This is a genomic window from bacterium SCSIO 12741 (genome assembly GCA_024398055.1).
Lineage (GTDB): Bacteria > Bacteroidota > Bacteroidia > Flavobacteriales_G > Salibacteraceae > SCSIO-12741.
Genome location: CP073749.1, coordinates 73,180 through 97,643, shown reverse-complemented (window position 1 = coordinate 97,643; position 24,464 = coordinate 73,180). Strand labels below are relative to the sequence as shown.

Below are 24,464 nucleotides of genomic sequence, written 5' to 3'. Positions count from 1 at the left end.
AAGCAGCATCTTTTAACCGATTTTCATGCTGCAACCCATCAAAAAGATCATTCTACTTTTCCTATCCCTATTGGTTTTTGCCGGTATATCCGCTGTTTACTTTTTCCAGGAGACTCCTCTTGAAGCAGAGGATCAGGAAGACAGTTCGGAACCAACAGCCATTGTTTATCCTGAAATCGACATTTCGATGCAAGGCTTGCTGGATAATAACCGATGGTCGGAGTTGGAAGCGGTTAGGCGCCAACTGACTCAGGGAAAGCTGGATGCGAAAGTCAGGAAACGAATCGAATCTTTGATGGGACAACCCATTCCCCAATCCAAACGCAACGATCCTGATGCGCTCATGGCCTGGTTGATTCAAATGCCTGCTGACAAAGACATTTTATACGATTACCTGAAATTTCAAATTCCCTACCAGGTGGATCAGGCCATTGACTCCACCAACGATCCGGGACGGCGAAATCTACGGTTTGCCTGGATGTGGCATGAATTGGCTATTGCTGCTATGAATGGCTATGAAGCAACCGGAGAAACCCGCTTTCTAAATCTTGTAGCTGAAAGTTTTGACGTTATCCTTCAATACCGCGACGATCGTTTGGGTATTGTAGATGGCTTTTTGGGAAAACCAGTCACCTCCTGGGGGCATCAACGTCCAGAAGACACCCTTTGGTGGAATGAGGTTACCATTCCAGGAAGAATAGCACAGCCCGCTGCCATGTTTTGCCATGCAGTGTATCAAAACGATACTTTGAGCATGGCCTATCGAATTAAAGCCGACTATTTCAAAAAGGAACTCCGGGATGTAATTCTGGGTTGTGCCGAGATGTATGAAGTAGATGCTGGCAAAGGCTATTACGTTAATCATCAGCTCAAACGTCCCGATGCAATCAACCACATCAATGCCTTTGCTGCCTTCTTATCCATTTATCAAACCCTGGGTAGAGATGCAGACATGTCTTGCCGATTGGAAGAATTGGAGCAAGGATTTCGCCAGCATTTTTGCGAATTGGATAATGGTAGCCTTACCTGGCCCTATTTCTACCAATCTACCACGGATGAATCGTGTGAGTTAAAGCCTGAGTATTCCTGGAAGGCTCAGGTATCCATGTACTTTCCCGTGTTTGCTCATAAATATGGCACGGGCTTTTCGCAAGAAGAAGTGAAGCAGTGTGCCCAAACCTTTAAGGAAAACATTTACCGCGGCGACCGCTTCAATAGCATTATTGGCTCCAATTACGTGGACTATGCAGATGCCTACGATCCTCAACCGTACAGCATCACTGGTTTTGCCATATTATCGGAGTTCGATCCTGAGGTGTTTTCCATTATCGAACATACCGTTGCCCATCGGCAAGATCTTATCGAATATGGCTGGTTTAGCAACCGCATGACGGCCATGGCCTATAGCTACAAACTCCTCATCGGGCAGTAGTTACCGAAGGAATGTTGAGAATCCCTTTTCAGAATACCCCCAGTTGACCTAAAATTAGTTTCTTTTGAAGCCATGAATGGTCTTTTACGTAAGTCCCTGTTGGTTTTGTTGTTACTGGGTGTTACCGCCTATGTAGGCTACAAAATGGCTATTCAGATCTTGCATGGATTCAATAAGTACCATTTTATTGACAATGTGGAGCTTGCCATTGAAACTTCGGACGGCCCGTTTTCAGGCGAGATTTACGGTAAGGCTTTTCGAGGTGCAGATCGTCCCTTTGAGCCCAATGCAACCGGAACTTGGGATTACCCCAATCACCTGCGGGAAGTTCTGGTTTACACCTCTGCTGAAAATCGGGACAAAATTACCTCCATGACCTTTCAGCTGGATACCTTCCAATTGGTATTCTCGGGTGAGCAATTGCAATTTTCAGAATCATCAGTCGAAATCAATGGTCAGCAATATACTGCCTGGAAATTGAATACCGGACCTGAAGACTGGCCCAATGTATCGAATGTACCCTACCTGAAGCCCATCTTGAACTGGAGGGGGGATTATCACTTTCTCCGATTTGCTTTGAGTAAACTGTTTTCAGGTAACTTCTTTTTTCTGCTCAAAATCATTTTGTTTTTTGGTTGGTTTCCGCAGGTCTTGTATCCCTGGTTTAAGCATCGACTCAATGAGCATTTGGATAAGTACCTGGTGCTTGCCCTTTCGGGGATTTTCTCCCTTATGTTTACCAACCTTCTGCTTTACTACTTGCTTATTCTTCTTCCTCATTCCACCGAGTTATTCTACATCGGAACTGTATTTGCCATCTATTTGGGACTCTATTTTCCTTACCGCAAGGAGCATATTCAAAGAAGAAAAAGAGCTCGTGAGTCCTGGTCTTCCGTAGGTCATAGGTTGAAAGAGTGGGAACAGAAGCTCGTGGAGCAAAAGGAATACCACCTAAAAATTACAAGGCATGATTTGCTGAAGGCCGTTAGGTCTGGCGTATTCGTGTTTTTAGGAATACTGGTTCTTTGCATTGGGGCTCGAAACAGCGTTCACACGCTCGATGGTTCAGCAGATATTTTCGAATACGCTGCCACGGGAAAAGCCCTGGCTCAAAGTAAGTCCATCGATTTTCTCAATCCTTTTTACAATGGCCCAGGTAGTTTTACCCGGCATTCCTTTCATGCCCCCGGATTTGTCTTATTGATGACCTGGGAGTCGCTGGTCAATTCCTTTTTCAGTGTAGATGAAATTCGCTGGTACAAAGTGGTTAACCTGTTTCTGGCCGTAATGATGCTGATCGGCGTTTTTCGCCTGGTCAAGCAAAAAGGGGAGTGGTTGGCCTGGCTGGCAGTTATTGCTTTGTTGGCCAGTTTTAGCTTTCTGTCCTTTGGTTTGAACAACCACATCGACATGTTGCGTATTGCCACTTTGTATTCGGCTATCCTTATGGCGGGATTGTTCTTGCAAAAACCATCGACCAATCTGGCAGCCTTGTTTGGAATGGCGCTCGGTTTTAGTGCTTTTTCCCATTCCATGAATACCATTTTGGCGGTAGGATTAGCCGGTATCACACTATTGGTGGCCAAGAATACGATAGGCGATAGAGTAAAATCAGGAATCATTACAGGATTGTTTTTTCTGGCCTTTGGAGCCATACATTACGCCTTGGATATGGCGATAGGAACCGGTTGGATTTTTAGATGAGCAAGCAGATTAACATATCGCCCCGGAAGTACTGGATTGGTTTGGTCTTATTGATGGCCTTGTTGCTGATCTTTTACCTGCTTACCGATCGTACGCATGCCTTGTCTTTGGCCAGCTCACAAGGAATTGACGGGCCGCTCCGAAGATGGGCCAACGGATACCTGGGAACTCTTTTCCGCTTTACCTACATCGGTACTTTGAGTTTATTGGCCATTCCGGCCATGGTTCGTTTTGCCTTGACCTGGAAAACCCGTGTGCCTTGGCAGAAAGGATTATTTCTGTTCTACTTGTTCATGCTGCTTCTCCTCGGAGTTAAGGGATACACCAATTTCCGCTACCTCAGTACCACGGTAGTCATCAATACCTTGTTTGTTTTGGCCATGGTAGGGGAGTGGGCATCTGGAGTAGATCGCAGTTGGCGATTCCGTTTGGGTGTAGGATTGTTTCTGGTTATTATGATCAATCCTATGATGAACCTGGGGAAATTCAGTCATTTTCTCAAGATTCGTTTAGCACAATCTCAATCGGCTTCGGCTCCTACAGATTTGTACGAGGAGATGGAGCGCAAACAAATGATCAACCCCGATAATCAACTTACGGTAGCTCATGCCAGCAATTGGTTTTACTTTACCGATATACCTGCTCAGACCTATGGAATTAGTACGGTAATGAAAAACCGTGTGTACCGGGGAATGGTTACGGTTGATTCTTTGGATTACCTGTTTCCCATGGTTCAGGATTCAGGATACCGTTTAAATGAAAGTACTTTTCAGCAGGCTTTTCAAAAGCTCAAGCAAGACTATGGATCGCGCTACATGCTTTTTTACCCGTACCGCGAATACTACATTCCTGAATTGTTTTTTCTGGCGCGCAAAGGAGCCTATTTGATTGGTGAGGATAAAGGCTACAAACTCTACCGCCTCAAGGATGACCCCAACGAAAACATTGCCTGGCTGAATATGGAATCCAAATTGTTTCAGTTTAGAAAGTCCAATGTTTCCAAATCGGGTGAACTCAAGGCCAATGCACGGTTTAAGCTTCCGTCTATTGAACGCAAAGCGAGCTGGAAAGAACTATGTCTGAGTTTTAATCAGCATGATACCTGGTTAGAAAAACAAGAAATTTTGCTCAACGGAATACCCTTAGAACCCTCCCGAAAAGTAAATGCCAATTGGTATTTCAAATTACCCGATTCCTTGCAAACCTTTGAATCGCTTAAACTGGGCAATGCCTACGTCGGTGAAAACCTGCATTTACTTTACCTCGGTTTTGTGGATACCTCCGCCTTCCCATACCTCAATCAGGGGTACCTTGATTTTGGATTAGTAGATAGCAACTTTACGGTTTACAACGGTAACTACGATCCGCTGCGATTGGAAATTCGATCGGACGGAACGAGTGGAAGGATGTTTAATCGCCGAAGTGTTAAACTAAAAGCAGGAAAATACCGATTGAATGTTCGGTTGACTGCGGAAGACGAAAATCAAAAGGGCGAGCTTATGTTCTGGCTCAAGGTGATTGGAGAGCAGGATGCCCGGATTGAAAATACTTACTCTTCAGAGGATTTTGGAAAGGTGATGGAGCTGCCCTTTGAGTTTGAACTGGAAAAGGATGGTGAGGTTTATTTTGGAACCTACATCAGCGACGGATATTTTATCACACTTAAACATTGCTCGCTACAACAGATCGGATGATGGACGTACCTATTTGCCTTAATTTTGACCCAATTATCTGCCTATGATTACCATCATTGATTACGAAGTAGGAAACCTATTTTCAATCAAAAACATCCTCAAGAAAATTGGGGTCAAATCCCAGATTATTGCGGATCCTGAAAAAGCCAAGGATGCGGAGAAACTCATTCTTCCGGGAGTAGGAAATTTTGGGCACGGCATGCAGAAGCTACGCGAGTCGGGTTGGGAGGAAATGTTGAACCAAAAAGTACTCACCGAAAAAACACCGATTTTGGGTATTTGCCTGGGCATGCAACTACTGACCCAGGGAAGTGAAGAAGCTCCGGATGTAAAAGGTTTAGGTTGGTTTGAAGCCGATACGCGGAAATTTGTTTTCAACGAAAACCCCAAGCGATTAAAGGTTCCGCATATGGGCTGGAACGATGTAAAGGTGGAAAACAACAGCCGCCTCTTTGATGGATTTGAAGAAGAACGTCGCTTCTACTTTGTACACAGTTACCATGTAGTTTGCGAAAACTCAGCCGATGTGATGGGTACTACCCACTACGGATATGACTTTACCTGTGCCCTTGAAAAAGACAACATTCTGGGAGCTCAGTTCCACCCCGAGAAAAGCCATCGTTTTGGCATGCAATTGCTTAAGAACTTCGCCAATAACTATTGATTTATGCAACGAATTCGAGTTATTCCGGTATTGTCCCTTAAGGGATCTGGACTGGTGAAAACAAGGAAATTTGGTAAGCCTCAATACATCGGCGATCCGATCAATGCGGTTAAGATTTTCAATGACAAGGGCGTTGACGAATTGATCTTTTTGGACATTACCGCTACCAAGGAAAAGAAGGTGCCCGATATGCGTCGCATCATGGAGTTTGCCTCGGAGTGTTTTATGCCAGTATGCTACGGAGGTGGTATTTCCACTCTCGATCAGATCAAAGCCATATTCAAAGCCGGAATTGAAAAGGTATCGCTCAACACAGCTGCCTTCGAAAACCCGGGATTGATCACAGAAGCTGCGGCCATTTACGGCAATCAAAGTATTGTCTGTTCTATCGACGTCAAGAAAAACTTATTTGGAAAGAAGTCGGCCTACATTCGTTCGGGAAGTAAGAATACCAAACTAAGTCCAGCTGAATTTGCCAAGCGGGCAGAGGATGCTGGTGCTGGTGAGATATTGGTAAACTCGGTGGACAACGATGGACTTTTTACAGGCTACGATCTGGAAGTGATCAAGCAGGTGGCCGATGCGGTCGAAGTGCCCGTTGTAGCCTTGGGTGGGGCCAAAGACATGTCCGATTTTCAAGCCGCCATTCGAGAGGGTGGAGCTTCGGCGGTAGCCGCAGGGAGTATGTTCGTTTACCAAAACACCAACCGATCCGTATTGATCAACTACCCCAAGGAAGAAGAATTGAAAGAAAAACTCTATAACCTGTTTTAAATCAAGTGGGCATTATTACGGCATATCTGATCAAGACTTTGTTGTTCCAGATTTTACCTGGACTGTCTTTAAGCGTTCTTGTGGCTCGCAAATGGCCAGAGTGGCCCTTGCCCATTCCATTAGCCATCGGACTTGGAAGTGCTTCTTTGATTGGCATTTGGTTGATCAATATCGTGATGCTTTTATTACCTGGCTTACCAGCATGGGTTCATGTAGGGTTAGCCTTGGTGCCTTTGGGGGTATTCCTGCCCTGGAGCCTCCTGAATAGATCTTGGGTTTTGGTCTTCCAGCGATTAAAAGGAATTGCTGTTTGGCAATTTATGGTGGGCACATTGGCTGTTGGAATGGTTTTGATGGTGGCCTTGTTTTATGCCTACAAAAAGCCGGTGAGCGAGCATGATGCCTTCGAATACCTGGCTTTGGGAAAACAGCTTGGAAGAGACCGAGCCATTACCTATTCCAAATACGCCTACTTCGAAAACTCCGGTTTCTTTTACGTCGGGCGACATGCTTTTGCCTATCCCTTGAATTTTACCCTGGAATCGCTGAGTGATTCTGTTGTTGGTCCATCGGATGCCCTGTATTTTAGAGCCTATTCCAGCTTTTATCTTTTATTACTGGCTTTGCTGCTCTATGGCATACTTCGTTTGTATTTTAGAGATCAGTCCTTTTGGTTGACCCTCTTCTTTATACTCAACTATGGATTAATTTTTAATGCCCTGCAGTTTCACCTTGATTCGGCACGGATCTTCTTTTTGTTGGCCACGGTTTTGGTCTTAATTCAATGGCCCGTAAATCCCGAGAAAAGGCACTACATTACCTTAGGTGTGTTCATGGGTTTTCAGGCCTACATGCATTCCATAGGGGCCATATTTGCAGGAATCGAGTTACTGGCATTGGTGGTTTATCTCACCATTCAGAAAACCATTGTTTGGCCTAAAATGGCCCAGGTGGCCGCGCTTGCACTCCTCTTTGGAGGCTACCATTACGTGATCGATACATTTTGGGGGACCGGTTGGATTTTTTAGGTATGGAGAAAAGAAAAAATAACGCTTGGATTGCCGTCACGATGGTGCTTACGGGTATAGCACCCGTGTTGCTGATGGCAGAGCGCATCGCCGATCCCAATGGAAATGCCAACTTGATCTCCCGAAACATTGAGACCGCACCTAAGCTTTGGCTCAATGGTTACCTGGGCACCATCACCGATTTAAGCCTAACGGGATTCTTTGGAATACTTATGGCCATTTTGGCCCTGCTCTTTTATAAAGCGGGTCAAAGGCTAAAAGGCAAGGCCATTCTGCTGGCCATCATTTACCTGATCACTTCTCTGATCGTAGCAGCATTAGGCTACTACAACGATCGCTACCAACTTACCCTGGTGCCTTTTACCCTGCTCATTGTTGCCTATTTACTCAATCGTTTGTTCGTAGCCAGTGATCGTTTTCGTTTGCTGATGGTACTGGGTGTTTTGACTTTACTCAACACCGCTTTCTTTTTTCGTTTCGATTTGTGGGAACGCTATGCTTCTCGGCTGAGCGATTTTCAACCTGCAAAAAAAGAAGAGCCCGCTCAGACGAAAACCGAAGAATCTCCCGTTTTAGATTCTATGACAACCAATACAACAAAATCAGTCAAGGATATTTATTTGTACATCGAAGAGGAATTGCCAGAAGGCGACTTTCTGGTCAACAACGTTCCCGCCTTTTATGTTTATACCAGCCGCAAAGGCCATTACTATTGGGCTGGGTACGACGATCTGTATTCGAAGGATGGTCCTGTGGCATTGATGGAAGATCGATCCGAACCGGAACTCTCCCGCTACCTAACTGAAGACTTGAATTGTACTTACCTGCTTCACGCCGAAAAGCTCATGAAGTTTTCACCCACATTCGATCAGTTTCTTGTCAACCAATGCAAGCTCATTGCCGCCGACTCCAAAGGGTATCAGGTGTATCAGATTGTTGCAGAATAATCGGTCCGAACAAGAACTTTAGCTTTTCAAGGTTGTAATGTTTATCGCTCTTGGCCTTTTCTTATCAAAGGGGAGCCAGGGATTCTTTACTTTGCCTTGAATTATGACGGGAGCCCAAACTCATTCCACCTACAGCATTGTCATTCCATGCTACAACGAGGAGCGTTACATTGGCAAATGCCTCGATTCTCTGATCCAACTCGATTGGCCGAAGGATCAATTGGAGGTTTGGGTGGCAGATGGTGGCAGTAAAGATGGTACCCGCAAAATATTGGATGAATTTGCTGCCCAGCATGATTTTATTCATTGGGTGGACAATCCTCAGCAGTTTACTCCTTATGCCCTCAACCTGGGTATTAAAAAATCCTCGGCCGATAGGATCATGATCTTGGGAGCTCATGCGACCCTGGATTCACAGTTTTTGAAGGAAAGTGAAATCGCTTTCCAAAAAGACGATCGCATTGGCTGCGTGGGAGGATTGCTCGAGAACGTTTACGAAAACGAAGTCTCCCGAGCTGTCGGAATTGGCGTTTCATCACCCTTTGGAGTAGGCAATGCCCATTTTAGAACCGGAAAGAAGGAAGGTAAAGTAGATACCGTGGCCTTCGGTGTGTACAAGAAGGAAGTGTTTGACAAGGTCGGCTATTTTCATGAAGAATTAACCCGGAACCAGGACGACGAATTTAATTTTCGGGTTACTCAGGCCGGTTTCCTTATTTGGTTGTCTTCTTCCATGAAGGCCCAATACTTTGTTCGGGCTTCTTATTCCCGATTATGGCGGCAATACTACCAGTACGGCTATTGGAAGGTGTATGTAAATAAACTGCATCAAACCGTCACTACTGTTCGGCAATTGGTTCCCGCTTTGTTTGTTCTCTATTTGTTTTCCTGGATATTGGCTCCGCTACTGCCTGGAGTCTTAATAGGCGCTCAAATTTTGGCGCTCATTCTGTATTTACTTCTTGGAATCACCACTTCATTTGCCCGCTCTGCTTCCATTCTTCAGGGATTTAGAGTTTGGTGGGTGGTTTTGCTCTTGCATCTGTCCTATGGATTAGGATACCTTCGCGGAATCTGGGACTTTTTGCTCATGGGTAAGAAGCCTGTTAAATCGATGGAAAAAACTTCGAGGTAATTCAACCATGTTAGGAATCGAAAAAAACGAGAATTGGCAAAGCAGGCATTATTACCTGACTGTGCTTTTCGTTTTTCTGATGCCGGTTTATCAAAAGGCCGTTCCTATCGTTATCGTTTTGCTTTTGCTCAATACCCTGTCATTAGGAAAAGGAGCGTTTCGCATTCCCACTTTTCGAGCCAATTGGAGTTCCCTGGCATTGATCGGGTTTTACCTCTGGCACGTGTTGGGCATGTTGTGGAGCTCCAACAGCGATTTTGGTTGGTTTGACCTTCAGATAAAGTTGTCCTTTTTACTCCTTCCCTGGATCTATGGAGTCGCCGGTACCATGAATTCCGATCGGTTTCGAGGGGTAATGTGGGGATTTGTATGGGGTTGTTTGGCAGCTGTGTTCATCGGTGTTACTTCCTCTGTTTTGTCCTATTACTCAGGAGAATCGCCATTCATCAATTTATACGATGTCAATATTTCTCCGGTGCTGCATATCGGTTATTTCGCCATGTACCTCAACATGGGATTAATTGCGGTAGTCTACCTCATCCTTCGCAGTGAAGACAAGTTCTATTCGCTGCGCAACGCCGGATTAATTGGAGTTGCCTTTGCCTTGGTTTTTGCCATTTTTCTGAGTACTTCTCGTAATGGTTTCCTTTCTCTTGTGGTGATTCTCCTCCTGATTAGCATTTATGGAATTGTCAAATTCAGACGCTGGTTACTTGGATTTACCTTATTACTTCTTTCCTGGATTGTGATCACCACTTTGGCTAAGGGTTGGTTCGATCGTTCGGTTACGCTTCATGGTTTTGAGCAAGTAGGGGAGGTGATGGCTACCGATGAAGTGGGGACAGATGCCAGGGAAAGTACAGCCGTTCGTGTTTTGATTTGGAGGTCCTGCTGGGAAATCATTCAGCAGAAGCCGATTTTGGGAACGGGTACTGGAGACATCAAAGATGAATTGATGCACCAATACAAAACCCACAATTACATTTACCCCTACGAGCGTCAGTACAATGCCCACAATCAGTATTTGCAAACCTTTGCGGCTTTGGGGATTCCTGGCATAGTGTTGCTGCTGCTTTCCTTGTCCTTGCCCTTTTTTCTCGGGCTACGTCAATTTCGGTTTTTAGATCTGTTGTTTTCCATTATCATTTCTACAGCTTGCCTGACTGAAAGTATTTTAGAAGTGCAGGCAGGAGTGGTGTTCTTCGCTTTTTTCGTAGCTTTCTTTTCCAACAACTCGTCCAACATTTCCTTGAGATCCATTCAGAAACAAAAGGAGGCGTAATATTTTATTCGCTCAATCACTTGGACTGACTAATTTTGTTTTCCTATGACACAAGTACCTTTTTCACCTCCAAGGATGGATCAAAAAATGACCGATGCGGTCGTTGAAGTGCTCAACTCGGGTTGGATTACCACCGGCCCGAAAACCAAGCTTTTTGAGGAACGTTTAGCCGAATATACCGGTGCTCCTCGGGTTGTTTGTTTCAACTCTGCTACCGCCGGGTTGGAACTGGCCTTACGTTGGTTTGGCATTGGTGAAGGAGATGAGGTTATTCTACCGGCCTACACCTATAGTGCTACCGGTAATGTGATTTTGCATTGTGGGGCACGTCCGGTTTTTGTGGATATAGGCGATGATTTTAATATTAGCCTGGAAGCCATCAAGGCGGCCATCACCCCGCGAACCAAAGCCATTATGCCTGTAGATATCGGCGGGTGGCCTTGTGATTACGATGGGATTAACGAATTGATCCGCGAACCTGGAGTTCGGGGAATGTTTAGCCCGTCTAATGAAGTGCAGGAAACTTTAGGGCGGGTTCTCCTATTGTCCGATTCTGCACACTCCGTTGGTGCCTGGTACAAGGGAAAACGCTCTGGGTCGTTGGCCGACTTTTCAGCCTTTTCATTTCATGCCGTCAAAAATCTCTGTACCGCAGAAGGAGGAGCATTAACGCTTAACCTTCCTGAACCTTTTGATAACGACGAAATCTACAAGCAACTCAGAATTAAGTCGCTTCATGGGCAAACCAAAGACGCCCTGGCCAAAACCAAGGCTGGAGGATGGCGCTACGATATAGTGGAGCCTGGATTCAAGTGCAACATGACCGATATTCAGGCCGCACTTGGCTTGGTGGAGCTGGAGCGCTACGATTCCGACATGCTGGCTAAGAGAAAGTACATTTTTGATCGTTACAGTGCTGGATTCTCTTCTGAGCCCTGGGCTCAGTTACCGATTTACGAGAGTGAGGAAAGTAAAGGATCTTACCACATTTTCATGCTTCGGATCAAAGACGCTACCGAGGGGCAGCGCGATCAAATCATTGATGCCATTACTGAGAAACAGGTAGCTGTGAATGTCCATTTTCAACCGCTTCCCATGTTTACCGCGTACCGGGAAAGAGGCTACAGCATAGATCCCTATCCCAACGCCTTTGCCCAGTATGCTTGTGAAATTACCCTTCCGGTATTCTACGATATCAGCGATGAACAGATTGATGCCGTGATCGATGCGGTGAAGTCTGCCGTTCAAAAAGTGATGGGATGAATCGATTGGCCGATCTGATTTTCAGTTTCCTGGGGCTCCTCTTTTTGTGGCCTCTTTTGGTTCTGATTGGATTGGCAGTTTACTTCACCTCCAAAGGTCCTATCTTTTTTCACCAACAGCGGGTAGGAAAATGGAATCGCGATTTTTACCTGATCAAATTTCGTACGATGAAGGTGGACTCAGAGAGTAAAGGTCAGCTAACGGTTGGAATGGCGGATAGCCGAATTACTTCCGTAGGAAAATACCTTAGAGCTTGGAAACTGGATGAGCTACCTCAACTGATCAACGTGTTTAAAGGGGATATGAGTCTCGTTGGACCAAGACCTGAAGTTCGTAAATACGTGAGACTTTATTCCCACGAGCAACTCAAAGTACTTTCGGTTCTACCGGGAATAACTGACTACGCATCCATTGAATACTCCAATGAAAATGAATTGCTCGAAAAGGCCGATGACCCGGAGCAGTTTTACATAGACACCATCATGCCGGATAAAATCCGATTGAACCAAAAGTTTATTGAGAATCCGGGGTTCTTGAATTACATCAGAGTAATTCTTCTTACCATCAAGAAAATAGTCAGCTGATCTTACTCCTGATCCGGGTTGTGGCAGTGCTTAGGGATAAGCTCTAAAACCGCCGGGGAGGTGTTACCCAATTCCTGTGCTCTAAGCAAATCCACGCAACCTTCTTCGATTCGGTTGAGGTTGATTTTCATAACGCCGCGTTCCACCCAAGCTTTAGAATTGGTAGAATTTACCTGAATTAATTTATCCAAGTCGCGAATGGCGAGTTCAAATTCCTGGGCTTTGTTCAGCAGTACACTGCGGTTGTACAGCGCCAATTCTTCATTGGGCAGATTTTCCAACAAGGCATTGTAAACTTGAAGTTCTTCATGTTCATGGCCTTCTTGTTCCAGAATCCGAGTCAGGTGATAGTAGAGTTCTGCTTTTTTGGGGAATACCTGGATGGCTTCACGGTAAGCTCCCTTGGCTTTTTCCATATCGCCCCAGTAGTAGTAGCAAAATGGGATGTAATAATGAGCCTCATTCACCGTACTGTCCAGTTCAAGCACCCGCTCAAACGATTGAATGGATTCATTAAAACGACGTAATTTGAAATAGGACAAGCCCATATTAAAATAGGCCTTCGTGTAGGTTGAGTCATAGCCTACCGACTTCTTAAAGAATTCAATAGCCTTTTCATAATGCCCGGCATTGTATTCGTTTAATCCCTCAAGATTGAGCTGAATGTGCTCCTGTCCTTCACTAACTACAAATTGAGGCTCTTCCTGTGCCGTTGCTAAGGTGCTAAAACCTGCTAAAAATGCGATAAATACAACGATTTGATATGCTTCTTTCATTCCCTTGCTAAGCCAATTTATGTTAGTTTTGGTCCTTTCAAAAACGAAGGTACCGCAATTTTTGGACTACTTATACTATGAACAAAATATTAGTTGCTAACAGAGGAGAGATCGCATTAAGAGTAATGCGCACGTGCAAGGAAATGGGAATCGCTACTGTAGCGGTGTTTAGTGAAGCAGATAGAAATGCACCTTTTGTAAGGTTTGCTGACGAAGCCGTTTGCATTGGTCCTGCTGCATCCTCTGAATCTTATTTGGTGATGGATCGCATCATCGAAGTGGCCACTTCTTTAGGAGTGGAAGGTATTCACCCTGGGTATGGGTTTTTAAGTGAGAATGCTGAGTTTGCTGAAAAAGTAGCAGCAGCCAATATCACATTTATTGGTCCAGGCACCGAAGCGATTCGAGTGATGGGATCGAAGTTGGCAGCTAAAGATGCGGTTAAGAAATACAACATTCCGTTGGTACCCGGTACCGAAGGTGCTATCGACGATATGGACGAGGCGCTTAAGGTAGCTCGTGAAATCGGATTCCCTGTTTTGGTAAAAGCTTCTGCCGGTGGTGGTGGAAAAGGTATGCGAACCGTAACCCGTGAAGAGGATCTGGAAGAACAAATTGAACTCGCCATGAGCGAAGCCAAGTCTGCCTTCGGTGATTCTTCCGTTTTCATTGAGCGTTTTGTGACTTCTCCACGTCACATCGAATTCCAAATTTTGGCCGATACTCATGGGAACGTAGTTCACCTATTCGAGCGGGATTGCTCGGTGCAACGTCGTCACCAAAAGGTGATTGAAGAGGCTCCATCATCCGTTTTGACTGAGGAACTGAGAAATGAAATGGGAGCTTGTGCCATCGATGTAGCCCGTTCTTGTGACTATGTAGGCGCAGGTACAGTTGAGTTTATGCTCGATAGTCAAAATCGCTTCTACTTTCTGGAGATGAACACTCGTTTGCAGGTGGAGCACCCGGTGACTGAAGAAATCACGGGATTGGACTTGGTAAGAGAACAAATTCGTGTAGCCAGGGGAGAAGAGCTTGGATTTACCCAGGATGAATTGACCATGAAGGGTCACGCCATCGAGATTCGGGTTTATGCCGAAGATCCAACGAATAACTTCTTGCCGGATATCGGTCGTTTGGAAGTATATCGTCCGCCGGTTGGTGATGGTATCCGTGTGGATGATGGGTTTGAGGAAGGAATGGATATTCCCATCTACTACGATCCGATGATTTCAAAGTTGATCACCTATGGTCCGGATAGAAAAGCAGCTATCAAGCGAATGATTGAGGCAATTGATCAATACAAAGTGGAAGGAGTAAGTACTACTCTGTCGTTTTGTCGCTTTGCCCTCGAACATGAAGCTTTTGTGTCTGGAAACTTTGATACTCAATTTGTTGGAAATTATTTTACGCCCGAAAAACTACATCCTTTCAACGAAGATGAGGAACAAATGGCAGCCTTTTTAGTTGGCAAATTATTTGAGGAGCATAGTCCCAAAGCGAATATCAATAATTCGACTTCCGAACCCGTATCAGACTGGCGGAAGAATAGAATGTAACAAGCTAAAAACGAAATAAAATGGCTTATCAAAAATCTTCAAATCCGGTTTTCAGCGATAAAGTTTTCCAGAAAGCCGGCGTTCAGTCATCAGAAGGAATGATGACGATTCAAGGAACGGTAAACAAGTCCTTTATCCTATTCATGGCTCTTTTGGTGCCAGGAATCTGGTCTTTCTTCAACTGGGAGTTGATGGGGTCTGGATTAATTATTGGCGGGTTTATCGGTGGATTGGTTCTGGGAATTGTAACCGTATCTAAACCGCAGTGGTCTCCGTACACGGCACCTCTTTATGCCGCCTTTCAAGGAGTAGCCCTGGGTGCGATTTCTGGGATTTATGGTGCTGCATTTGATGGTATCGTGTTTCAAGCCATCATGTTGACGCTGGCCATCTTAGGATTCATGCTTTTTGCTTACCGAACAGGATTAATTAAGGTAACCGAAAAACTGAGGTCGGGGATTATTGCCGCCACCGCAGCGATAATGATCGTGTACATGATTTCTTTTGTTCTCGGATTCTTCGGTATGCAGGTTCCTTACCTTCATAGTTCCGGAATGATTGGAATTGGTATTAGTTTGGTAATTACCGGTATTGCGGCTTTTAATCTGCTATTGGATTTCGACTACATCGACAGAGCTGTACATTACGGTGCTCCTAAGTATATGGAGTGGATGGGAGCCTTTGGATTGATGGTTACCCTGGTGTGGTTGTACCTCGAAGTTCTTCGACTGCTTTCTAAGTTGCGCGATTAATCAAGGCACATTCTTTGTACCTTTAGTCAACGGTTTAGAAAACGATCGTGATGAAAGGTTCAGTCATATTGCTTTTTCTTCTGGCACTGATTCCGGCGCTAAATGCCCAGAATCAGCAAGCTGCCGAGGATTCTGATGGCCAGGTAGTAGTCGCCAGAGTCCAGGAAGGGGATACCGTACCCCAAGTTTTTTTGAATACTTATTTCCTCTGGGAGTATCGTTCGTTTACCACTGAAAAGGAGCGAAAGAAGTACAACAAACTTCAGCGAAATGTTAAAAAAGTTTATCCCTACGCTCGTAAAGCGGCTGATCTTTTGGCCAAGTATGAGGATGAATTAGAAGGCGTTGAAGACCGAAAAACGAGAAAGAAATACTACAAAAAGGTAGAAGAAGAACTCTGGGATGAATACGGCGATGAGATTTCCAATTTAACGGTTTCTCAAGGACGTATCCTCATCAAACTTATTGACCGCGAAACGGATCGAACTTCCTACGAATTGGTTAAAGACCTTAGAAGCGGGTTCACCGCCTTTGTATTCCAGGGAATGGCTCGATTATTCGGCCACAACCTCAAGTCAGAATACAACTCCGCAACCGAAGATCAATACATTGAGGAGATTGTAGTGGCCCTGGAGCATGGGAGGATTTGAGAGAGGAGAAGCGAGAGGCGAGATATGAACGACGAGGGAGGTGAACTTAGATTCAATTCCGGTAACTATTGGAATTCAGACTTCAGAACTTTATCCGCTCGCTCCATGTCGATCATCCACCGAGAAGAATCCCCTTGTTGTAAATAATAATTGGCCCGTAATCGGAATACCTGGTAGTGATTCGGAAACAATCTAATCAGTTCCTCTAACTGCTGTCCGGCTAAATCACAATTCTCTTGATCGTAGTTGCACTGATAAACCAGGGCCAAGCCATAACGGTACTGAGGATAAAACCTTTCCGGATGAGCCTTAACGGCTAACTCATATTGATAAACGGCATTGTGGTAATGTCCCTTGTTTAGCCATTTGTCTCCGTCTTCCAGGTAAAAGTCGTACTGCTTTTCTTGCTTCTGAAGTTGTTTTTCGCGTTCAAGGTTTTCCTTTTCTATTCGGGAGTTACCCGGTGATGGACTTCCGAAATCGGCAATAACCATGTTAACTATGGCCCAAATACCTATAACCAGGATAATAGAAACAACAACCGTAACCACCCATCTCAACTTTTGATTGCGTTGATGATAGAGCATCAATTCCATCCGGATTTCTTCCAGCTGCTCAGGAGTGGCGGTCTTGTAATTCAGATCACGCTTTTTGAGTTCAGCTTCATAGAACTCCTTGTTTTGAAAATACCCGTTTTTGAAGCGGCTCGAATTCTTTAATAATTCCCGGTTGTAGCGCAACCGAATAATCATATCCAGAATTCCTCCACCCCCTCCTCCGAATGCCATGCGAGTTACTTTTGGTTTGGGATTGGTTCTTTAAAATTAAGCAATCCCCTGAATTAACAAGGGGTTTCAGGTTAATTACCTTCCCGGCGGACCAAGGGGAGGCTCCAATGCCAGCGAATGGCTCCCAGCCGAAGGAGGACAATTGTCCCCATTCCAGAAGCGAAGGAAAGGATGGCTCCTGCATCCAACAATTGACTCGTAATTAGATAAATTACCCCTCCTGCCAAACAAGCCGTAGCGTAGATTTCCTGACGTAATACCTGCGGTACCCGATTACAAACCACATCTCTTACCACTCCACCAATTACTGCCGAGGTCATCCCAAAAAAGACCGCCGCCAATGGATTGGCTCCAAACTCCAAACTCTTCTGAAGGCCCACAATAGCGGCCAAGGCAATAGCAAAAGTATCGGCCACCAAAAAGGGTCGCTCGATCCACCTCAGTCTTTCCAAGGGAAGAATGGACAGAAAGGCTCCAAGGAGAATAACTCCGATATAGGTGGGGTCGCTAACCCAAGCGATAGGCATAGCGCCAATGAGCAGATCCCTAACCGTTCCGCCACCAATGGCCGTTATGAAGGCCAGAAAACAAACACCGAAATAATCCATGTTTTTACGCTTGCCAATAATTCCACCGCTTAAGGCAAAAAAGAGGACACTAATCAGATCAAACCAATACAAGAGAGTCATGGCCTAAGTAATTAATCGTTAATCAATTCTATTTCTGGTTCCACGATCAATTCAATATCGTGGGGAAAAGGTTTGCCTTTTCGCAAGGCCACAAAAACAAATCGGGCCGAGCAGATTTCGGTGACTGTTCCATGGCGGTCTTCCTTGTTTACTTGCACATCCACCGTAAGGGAGGTTCTTCCGGCTTTTACCAGCACCGATCTAAGCTCCACGATGTCTCCAAGCCGTCCGGGATTTTTGAAGTCAACCTGATTCAAATGGGCAGTTACCAGTCCGTCGCATGAAGTTTCGTACAGTGCTTTGCGCACGGCATTTGAAGCAGCCAGGTCCATTTCAGCCAATAACTTGCCACCGAATAGGCTTCCGGAATAATTCAAATGGTCAGGGAACACGGTGAATGAACTGAGGTATTCCTTCTGGAGAATACTCACCGCTTTATCGGTACCTCGTGAACCGATGAAGAAGGGCTTTTTTCGTTTCTGTTTGTTTGTTTTCATTGTTTTTGGGCAAAAGAGGAGTTTCAATCAGAGGCCTTGGGAGCTTGATACGATTAATCTATGTTTAGAGGGATCGTGTCTTAGCTCCAGCAGAGAGGTTTTCTGCACATCAGGTGAGCACACTGCATAGCGTTCCAATTCATGGCCTTCTTTTGAGAAGGACAAGCAGGTTTAGAATATGCGTGCTTAAAAGACATCAATAGGGGACCTGGGGTCCGTTTAATTTCGATGCAAAACTAAGGGCGAAAAATGAAGAAAAAAATACCCGAGTGTTAAATTTTTAGTTTTCCGATTATTCCCATCGGACCTTGACAGTATTGTTGGTGGCAAACCAAGCAATTGTCGATCATTCGGTTAAAGGTTTCTACCCGGTTTGAATCGGCTTCTTCAAAGCTTTTGAGATTGAGCAAATACTGTTGGGCAAAGGCATCGAATTGAGGACCAGCATTTCCTGGATCGGTTTGGGTGGCGGTGGGCATGGATTCGTATTTCAAACTCCACTCCACATCCGATTTTCCGCCTTCAGCAATCATGGCGCGATGTTTCTTTAAATCATCATAGAGATTGCGCATTAAAATGGCCAGCTCGCTTCTTTTATTTGGAGAACCTAAAGTGTCAACCAGGGCAGGCTTTGTGGTAGTAGACTCGGCATTTTCATTGGGAGGAGAATCACAACCCATAAAACCAGCTATAAATAGTACCCCAAATGATAGGCTTACAAGGCCGTTTCTTAGTCCACGATGATTCATTAGATGATGATTATTTGATCCTTTCAAAATAAAGAAATTACCACCATCGGAGGGATATTAAAACGAAGGCGTGTTTAAAAAAATTCTAAATTTAGCGTTCTTACTACTGCAAATAGAAGAACATGTCGGAAAACCTTGGATACTTATCCGGCCGAAAAGGCCTTGATGATAATCTTTTTGATCGCTACGTCAAAAGTGCCGAATCCTCCGGTACGGTTGAAGTTAAGGAGTTAAGCGAACTGGCGGAAGAGTTTCTCTTTGGAGATGCAAATACCTATGGCGCCACTTCCTTTTACGACTTCCTGAAAGAGGAAAACAAAGGCAAAAAAGTATACGTCTGCAACGGTTCAGCATGTATGTGTGCAGGTACTCAGGAAAAACTTACCGAAGACCTGAAACAGCACTTCCACGCTCAAGAAATTGGCCATATGTGTTGCCTGGGAAGATGCCATGAGAATGGGGCCTTTTCGTACGAAGGGAACAACTATTCGGCTAAGTCTGAGCAAGAGATTGCCGAGATTATTGAAGGTAAAAAGCCTGCCTTGGATAACTACTATGTTGGTACGAATTGTGAAAATCCGATTCTCACCGCAGATTTTCCAGGTGTTGAATCTTTCTATGCCCCACTTTGGGAGGCCTTGAAAACAAGTCCTGATGAATGGTTAGAAGAATACAAGAAATCGGGCCTTCGAGGCAGAGGTGGAGCAGGTTTTCCAAAAAGCTACAAACTCGAAGCCGTCAAAAAGGCGAAAGGAAATAAGAAATTTATTGTTTGCAATGCCGATGAAGGTGATCCGGGTGCGTATTCAGATCGCTGGCTAATGGAAGAGCGGCCACATTTGGTGCTCTTCGGTATGATGCTCGCTGGCTACATTGCCGGAGCAGATAGAGGTGTGCTTTACATTCGTGCAGAGTACCCTGAATCGGTTCGAATTGCTGAAGATGCTATACAAGATTTGATAAACCGAGGATACCTGGGAGATAATATCCAAGGTACAGGGTTCAATTTCCATTTCAAAGTAATTAAGGCCGCAGGAGCGTACGTATGCGGAGAAGAAACGGCATTGTTATCTTCTATCGAAGGTCAGCGGCCGGAAGTTCGGGTACGTCCGCCTTACCCAGCTGAGAAAGGATTGTTCAACTGCCCGACTTTGGTTAACAACGTAGAAACTTTTGCCTCTGTTCACTACATCGTGAGTAAAGGTGGCGGTGACTACGGTAGCCGCGGTCGCGGTAGATCTACTGGAACGAAACTGGTTTGCCTGGACAGCTTTTTTAATCGTCCGGGCATGTATGAAGTGGAAATGGGAACTCCGCTTCAGGAAGTAATTGACGGCTTAGGACAAGGATTTAAAAGTCCGGTTAAAGCACTGCACATAGGCGGTCCTTTGGGTGGAATTGTTCCAGCCAGTCACTTTGAAAAACTGACGATCGATTTTGAATCCTTTGCGGAAAACGGATTTCTTCTTGGTCATGCTGGAATTCTTAGTATTCCGGAAGATTTTCCCATGGTCAAATACCTGGAACACCTTTTTGAATTTACCTCAGTAGAATCTTGTGGTAAATGTTTCCCTTGCCGATTAGGCGCTAAACGAGGTTGGGAAATGCTGACCAAAGTGCAAAACGAAGACTACCGCATCGACCGGGAGTTGTTCGATGATCTGTTGGAAACCATGGAAGATGGTTCCCTATGTGCCCTTGGAGGAGGATTGCCTCTTGGGGTGAAAAATGCGCTGGATCATTTTAACGAAGAGTTAAGAGAGTATTTTTATTAAGTCGCTGAAAACCTGAGTGTAACTACGGTTTAGTTAATCAAGATCCTTCCGAGGAAATTTGTAACAAGAAGTATCAGAATGAGCACGGTAAAAGAAAAGCAAAAGCCCTTTGTAATTAAAATTGGTGATGAACAAGTTGCCAAGAAAACAGCCTATATCAATGATGAGCCTTTTGAAATGGAGCCGGATGAAACGGTTTTATCCTTTGTAAGAAGGCATCATGGCAATGAGGAAGTGCCCACACTATGCGATGCCCCGAATTTAGATCCTTTTGGTTCTTGCCGGGTATGTAGCGTTGAGGTAGCCCTTGAACAAGGGGAAATACCAAAACTGTTGCTTCTTGCCACACTCCAATGCAGGATAATTATTACATCTATACCAATACGCCAAAGGTCCAAAGGCTTCGTAAAAATATTGTGGAGTTGGTTTTAACAGACCATCCTTTAGACTGCCTTACCTGCGAAGTAAACGGTAACTGCGAATTGCAAACCGTGGCGGCCCAGATCGGAATTCGGGAAGTGCGCTACCCGGAAGGAGAAAACCACCTCGATAGAGGCAAAGACCTGAGTCACCCATACATGACTTCAGACCTTTCAAAATGTATCAATTGCTACCGCTGTGTGAGAGCCTGTGATGAGGTTCAAGGGCAGATGGTACTTTCTATGGCCGGCCGTGGTTTTGACAACCGAATCATTAAAGGAGCTGATGTTTCCTTCCGTGAATCCGATTGTGTTTCCTGCGGTGCCTGTGCCCAGGCTTGTCCTACCTCCGCTATTTCGGATGTATTCCAGTCAAAAGCAGTTACGGCTCATGAAACAACCCGCACCGTTTGTACCTATTGCGGAGTAGGATGTAACCTCGAAGTATCTACTAAAAATGGGGAGATTTTGAGCATTCAGGCTCCTTACAATGCAGAGGTAAATCAAGGGCATACTTGCTTGAAGGGAAGATATGCCTTCAAATTCTACGATCATCCCGAGCGATTGAGAGATCCGTTGATCAAACGTAATGGCGAATTCCAAAAAGCGAGTTGGGAAGAGGTTTATGAGATGATTGGAAGTAAGCTAACTTCCATTAAAGAAGAACATGGCCCAGATGCCATTGCCGGTATTTCTTCTTCTCGCTGTACCAATGAAGAAAACTACTTGATGCAGAAGTTCATTCGGGCAGTTATTGGTACCAACAACATTGATGGATGTGCCCGTGTATGTCACTCTCCAACCGCCTTGGGGATGCAACGTACCTACGGAACCGGAGCGGCCACCAATTCGATTGAGGATATTCCCCATACCGATATGATTATGGTTATTGGAGCCAATCCAACCAAAGCTCACCCGGTGACAGGGGCCAAGTTGAAGCAGGCTGCCATGAAAGGCACAAAGCTCATTGTGATCGATCCTTACCGCACCGAGTTGGCCAAGTATGCTGATTATCACCTGCAATTAAGACCAGGTACTAATGTGGCTGTGCTGAACATGATGTTGTATTACATCATTCAGGAAGGTTTTGCTGACAACGACTTCATTAAGAACCGTACCACCGGTTACGAAGACTTTATAAAAGACATTCATAAGCTCGATATTGCTGAATTGGAAAGAGTTTCCGGAGTAGACCGAAACTTGGCTCGAGAGGCAGCATTAGCTTATGCCCAAGCTCCAAATGCTATGTCTTTCCACGGACTTGGTGTAACCGAACACAGCCAGGGAACTTTTACCGTTATGTTGATTGCTCAATTGGCTATGGTAACCGGAAACATTGGACGTAAAGGAGTTGGAGTAAATCCATTGAGGGGTCAGAACAACGTTCAGGGTTCTGCGGATATGGGTGTTCAGCCGCACCAGGGTGCTGGTTATTTGGATATCACCCAAGGTGAAGTACAGAACTTATATACCGATTTTTATGGGGTAGATGTACCTGGCGAAATTGGCTTGAAGATTCCGGAGATGTTCGACGCAGCAATCGATGGAAAACTCAAAGCAGCCTGGATTATTGGAGAAGACGTTGCCCAAACCGATCCGAACACACAGAAAGTAGTGAAAGCTCTTGAAAGTCTTGATCTATTGGTGGTTCAGGAACTGTTTATGACGGAAACGGCCAAGCTTGCTGATATTGTATTACCGGGTGCATCCTTCCTCGAAAAGAGTGGAACGTTTACCAATGGAGAGCGACGAATTCAACGGGTGAATCAAAGTGTTGAGCCAGTTGGAAATGCTAAGGTAGATGGTCAGATCATTATTGATATGATGAACCACCTGGGCTACAAGCAAGCCGATTACCATCCCCGTACCATGCTCGAAGAAATTTCTCAAATCGTTCCCTTCTTCAAAGGAGTTAAATGGGATGAATTGGGTGAAAATGGAAAGCAGTGGCCGGTGAAAGAAGATGGATCCGATACTCAGATTCTACATACCGAAGAATTCAAAATTGGAAAAGGTCGTTTCTTCTATTTTGATTGGAAAGAAAGTCAGGAAATCGAAAGTCATGGAAAGGAGTATCCATACATTCTAACCACCGTTAGAGAGCTGGAACATTATAACTGTGGTGCGATGACTCGAAGAACCAAAAACGTTGAAATTCTTACCGAAGATCTTTTGGTGATCAATCCTGAAGATGCTGCATCCAAAGGCATTAAAGATGGAGACATGGTATGTGTTTCTTCGGCACGTGGCAAGGTGGATATTCGAGCTAAGGTTTCTACAGATGTAAAGCCCGGAGTATTGAGTTCAACGTTCCACTTCCCGGAAATTATGTTGAACAACATCACCTCAGACGAACACGACAGTGAAGCGCTTTGCCCTGAGTATAAGGTAGTATCCGTAGATATTCGAAAAAGTAAGGGGCTTTTAAGGAGGTCGTTTAGTTATTGCGATTTCCAGGTTTGATTCTCAAAAGAAGGAGTAACAAATCAACTCCTACGGAGAGGATTCTGAAGAGTACTTCGTGTATTCCTTTTAGTATTTGGTGGCCCATCAGTTCTCGGTTTATTTTAGAGATATGAAGATACGTCTAACCTAGTCTTTTCGTATTCTTAAATCGTTCGGTGGTAACATTCCTTCGTTGAATGTTACATCGTCATCTGAAACGTGGAGTAGAGCGGCTTGCTCGATAGGGAAGGCTTCAGACAATCGTTTGAAATTTGAGTAGATGGCTGGTCACCACTTCACGAATCACTTCTCGGTTCATGGTTTCCTCATGGAAATCCCGGATGAGCTGAGAACTCAGCCTATCGTTGCCGAAGTATAGAAACCGAAGTCCCATTTTGGTCTCGAGGCGAAACGCATAACTTGGCGTAAAGCAGGTAACTCCTTCATCGCACTTGTAATTCAAGTGGGCAGATTCTACCAACTGTTCCAATACGTATCGATTCGTTTCCCGACAAAGGACCTCAAGCAATACCAATTGATTACCCAGGAAATAGAGCTTATGCACAAACTTCAATCCGTGAATCAAAAACTTATAATAGGCCTGAGTGGTTTGTCCCTCATAACGCTGAAACAAGGGTTTACGGTACTTGGAGGGGAGGTTATGAAGGTTCATACCAAAAACCAGCTCCCGGTATTGCGAAGCGGTATTAATAACGTGTTTTTCGGGGTCTAAATCGCGGCAGTATCGAGCAAATATGACTTCGGGTGCTTCTAAATCATAACGGGCAAACTGCTCCTCGCGGCTGTCATATTTTTTGTAATTCATGTAGTAAAAGGGCTTCCTAGATCCGTGGCATT

21 protein-coding genes and 1 pseudogene are annotated in these 24,464 nt (G+C 44.9%); 16 read left to right on the top strand and 6 right to left on the bottom strand.

Going from position 1 to position 24,464, the window contains the following annotated elements:
* Positions 1-25 precede the first annotated feature (25 nt).
* The 11 genes from KFE98_00395 (at position 26) to KFE98_00345 (ending at position 12,507) form a co-directional block, all read left to right on the top strand.
* On the top strand, positions 26-1,432 hold the full coding sequence (locus tag KFE98_00395; protein ID UTW62651.1) for a hypothetical protein: 1,407 nt from the start codon (positions 26-28) through the stop codon (positions 1,430-1,432).
* 72 nt (positions 1,433-1,504) lie between these two features.
* The gene (locus tag KFE98_00390) at positions 1,505-3,136 is read left to right on the top strand and encodes a hypothetical protein (protein ID UTW62650.1); all 1,632 of its coding nucleotides are present in this window, start codon (positions 1,505-1,507) and stop codon (positions 3,134-3,136) included.
* Complete coding sequence (locus KFE98_00385; protein ID UTW62649.1) at positions 3,133-4,830, top strand: hypothetical protein; 1,698 nt, start codon at positions 3,133-3,135, stop codon at positions 4,828-4,830. Before KFE98_00390 ends, KFE98_00385 begins: the two co-directional genes overlap by 4 nt.
* Positions 4,831-4,873: 43 nt before the next feature.
* Positions 4,874-5,494, top strand: coding sequence for an imidazole glycerol phosphate synthase subunit HisH (gene hisH, locus KFE98_00380; protein ID UTW62648.1), 621 nt, complete (start codon positions 4,874-4,876; stop codon positions 5,492-5,494).
* A 3-nt stretch (positions 5,495-5,497) separates the two neighbouring features.
* Positions 5,498-6,268 (top strand): AglZ/HisF2 family acetamidino modification protein, encoded by a 771-nt coding sequence (locus tag KFE98_00375; GenBank protein UTW62647.1) that lies wholly within the window; start codon positions 5,498-5,500, stop codon positions 6,266-6,268.
* Positions 6,269-6,273: 5 nt separating this feature from the next.
* A complete protein-coding gene (locus tag KFE98_00370) occupies positions 6,274-7,296 on the top strand; it encodes a hypothetical protein (protein UTW62646.1) in 1,023 nt (340 codons plus the stop codon).
* A 2-nt stretch (positions 7,297-7,298) separates the two neighbouring features.
* The gene (locus KFE98_00365) at positions 7,299-8,243 is read left to right on the top strand and encodes a hypothetical protein (GenBank protein UTW62645.1); all 945 of its coding nucleotides are present in this window, start codon (positions 7,299-7,301) and stop codon (positions 8,241-8,243) included.
* Between the two features lie 103 nt (positions 8,244-8,346).
* Entirely contained in the window at positions 8,347-9,378 is a 1,032-nt protein-coding gene (locus tag KFE98_00360) for a glycosyltransferase family 2 protein (protein UTW62644.1), read from the top strand.
* Positions 9,379-9,385: 7 nt separating this feature from the next.
* Positions 9,386-10,660, top strand: coding sequence for an O-antigen ligase family protein (locus KFE98_00355; protein UTW62643.1), 1,275 nt, complete (start codon positions 9,386-9,388; stop codon positions 10,658-10,660).
* Between the two features lie 45 nt (positions 10,661-10,705).
* A complete protein-coding gene (locus tag KFE98_00350; GenBank protein ID UTW62642.1) occupies positions 10,706-11,923 on the top strand; it encodes a DegT/DnrJ/EryC1/StrS family aminotransferase in 1,218 nt (405 codons plus the stop codon).
* On the top strand, positions 11,920-12,507 hold the full coding sequence (locus KFE98_00345) for a sugar transferase (protein ID UTW62641.1): 588 nt from the start codon (positions 11,920-11,922) through the stop codon (positions 12,505-12,507). The genes KFE98_00350 and KFE98_00345 overlap by 4 nt, the downstream gene beginning before the upstream one ends.
* 2 nt (positions 12,508-12,509) lie before the next feature.
* Here KFE98_00345 and KFE98_00340 read toward each other — a convergent pair whose 3' ends face one another.
* Positions 12,510-13,283, bottom strand: a complete 774-nt coding sequence (locus tag KFE98_00340; GenBank protein ID UTW62640.1) for a tetratricopeptide repeat protein — start codon at positions 13,281-13,283, stop codon at positions 12,510-12,512.
* Between the two features lie 77 nt (positions 13,284-13,360).
* Here KFE98_00340 and accC point away from each other — a divergent pair, with 77 nt between their 5' ends.
* The 3 genes from accC to KFE98_00325 are packed head-to-tail and all read left to right on the top strand — an operon-like array spanning position 13,361 to position 16,244.
* A complete protein-coding gene (gene accC / locus KFE98_00335) occupies positions 13,361-14,842 on the top strand; it encodes an acetyl-CoA carboxylase biotin carboxylase subunit (GenBank protein ID UTW62639.1) in 1,482 nt (493 codons plus the stop codon).
* 20 nt (positions 14,843-14,862) lie between these two features.
* The gene (locus tag KFE98_00330) at positions 14,863-15,594 is read left to right on the top strand and encodes a Bax inhibitor-1/YccA family protein (protein UTW62638.1); all 732 of its coding nucleotides are present in this window, start codon (positions 14,863-14,865) and stop codon (positions 15,592-15,594) included.
* Positions 15,595-15,644: 50 nt separating this feature from the next.
* The gene (locus tag KFE98_00325) at positions 15,645-16,244 is read left to right on the top strand and encodes a DUF4294 domain-containing protein (GenBank protein ID UTW62637.1); all 600 of its coding nucleotides are present in this window, start codon (positions 15,645-15,647) and stop codon (positions 16,242-16,244) included.
* Positions 16,245-16,309: 65 nt separating this feature from the next.
* On the opposite strand, the gene KFE98_00320 is transcribed toward KFE98_00325, so the two are convergent.
* From KFE98_00320 to KFE98_00305, 4 genes are all read right to left on the bottom strand, one after another.
* Positions 16,310-17,032: a hypothetical protein gene (locus KFE98_00320; GenBank protein ID UTW62636.1), complete on the bottom strand. Its 723-nt coding sequence runs from the start codon at positions 17,030-17,032 to the stop codon at positions 16,310-16,312.
* Between the two features lie 71 nt (positions 17,033-17,103).
* Positions 17,104-17,721, bottom strand: coding sequence for a trimeric intracellular cation channel family protein (locus KFE98_00315; protein ID UTW62635.1), 618 nt, complete (start codon positions 17,719-17,721; stop codon positions 17,104-17,106).
* An 11-nt stretch (positions 17,722-17,732) separates the two neighbouring features.
* Positions 17,733-18,218 (bottom strand): acyl-CoA thioesterase, encoded by a 486-nt coding sequence (locus KFE98_00310; protein UTW62634.1) that lies wholly within the window; start codon positions 18,216-18,218, stop codon positions 17,733-17,735.
* A 272-nt stretch (positions 18,219-18,490) separates the two neighbouring features.
* Positions 18,491-18,967, bottom strand: coding sequence for a hypothetical protein (locus KFE98_00305; GenBank protein UTW62633.1), 477 nt, complete (start codon positions 18,965-18,967; stop codon positions 18,491-18,493).
* 122 nt (positions 18,968-19,089) lie between these two features.
* Between KFE98_00305 and KFE98_00300 the strand changes: the two genes are divergently transcribed.
* Both KFE98_00300 and fdhF read left to right on the top strand, forming a co-directional pair.
* A complete protein-coding gene (locus KFE98_00300) occupies positions 19,090-20,742 on the top strand; it encodes an NAD(P)H-dependent oxidoreductase subunit E (protein ID UTW62632.1) in 1,653 nt (550 codons plus the stop codon).
* 78 nt (positions 20,743-20,820) lie between these two features.
* A pseudogene (gene fdhF, locus KFE98_00295) lies at positions 20,821-23,624 on the top strand (formate dehydrogenase subunit alpha).
* Positions 23,625-23,859: 235 nt separating this feature from the next.
* Here the strand turns inward: fdhF and KFE98_00290 are convergent.
* Positions 23,860-24,432, bottom strand: a complete 573-nt coding sequence (locus KFE98_00290) for a hypothetical protein (protein UTW62631.1) — start codon at positions 24,430-24,432, stop codon at positions 23,860-23,862.
* Positions 24,433-24,464: the final 32 nt, after the last annotated feature.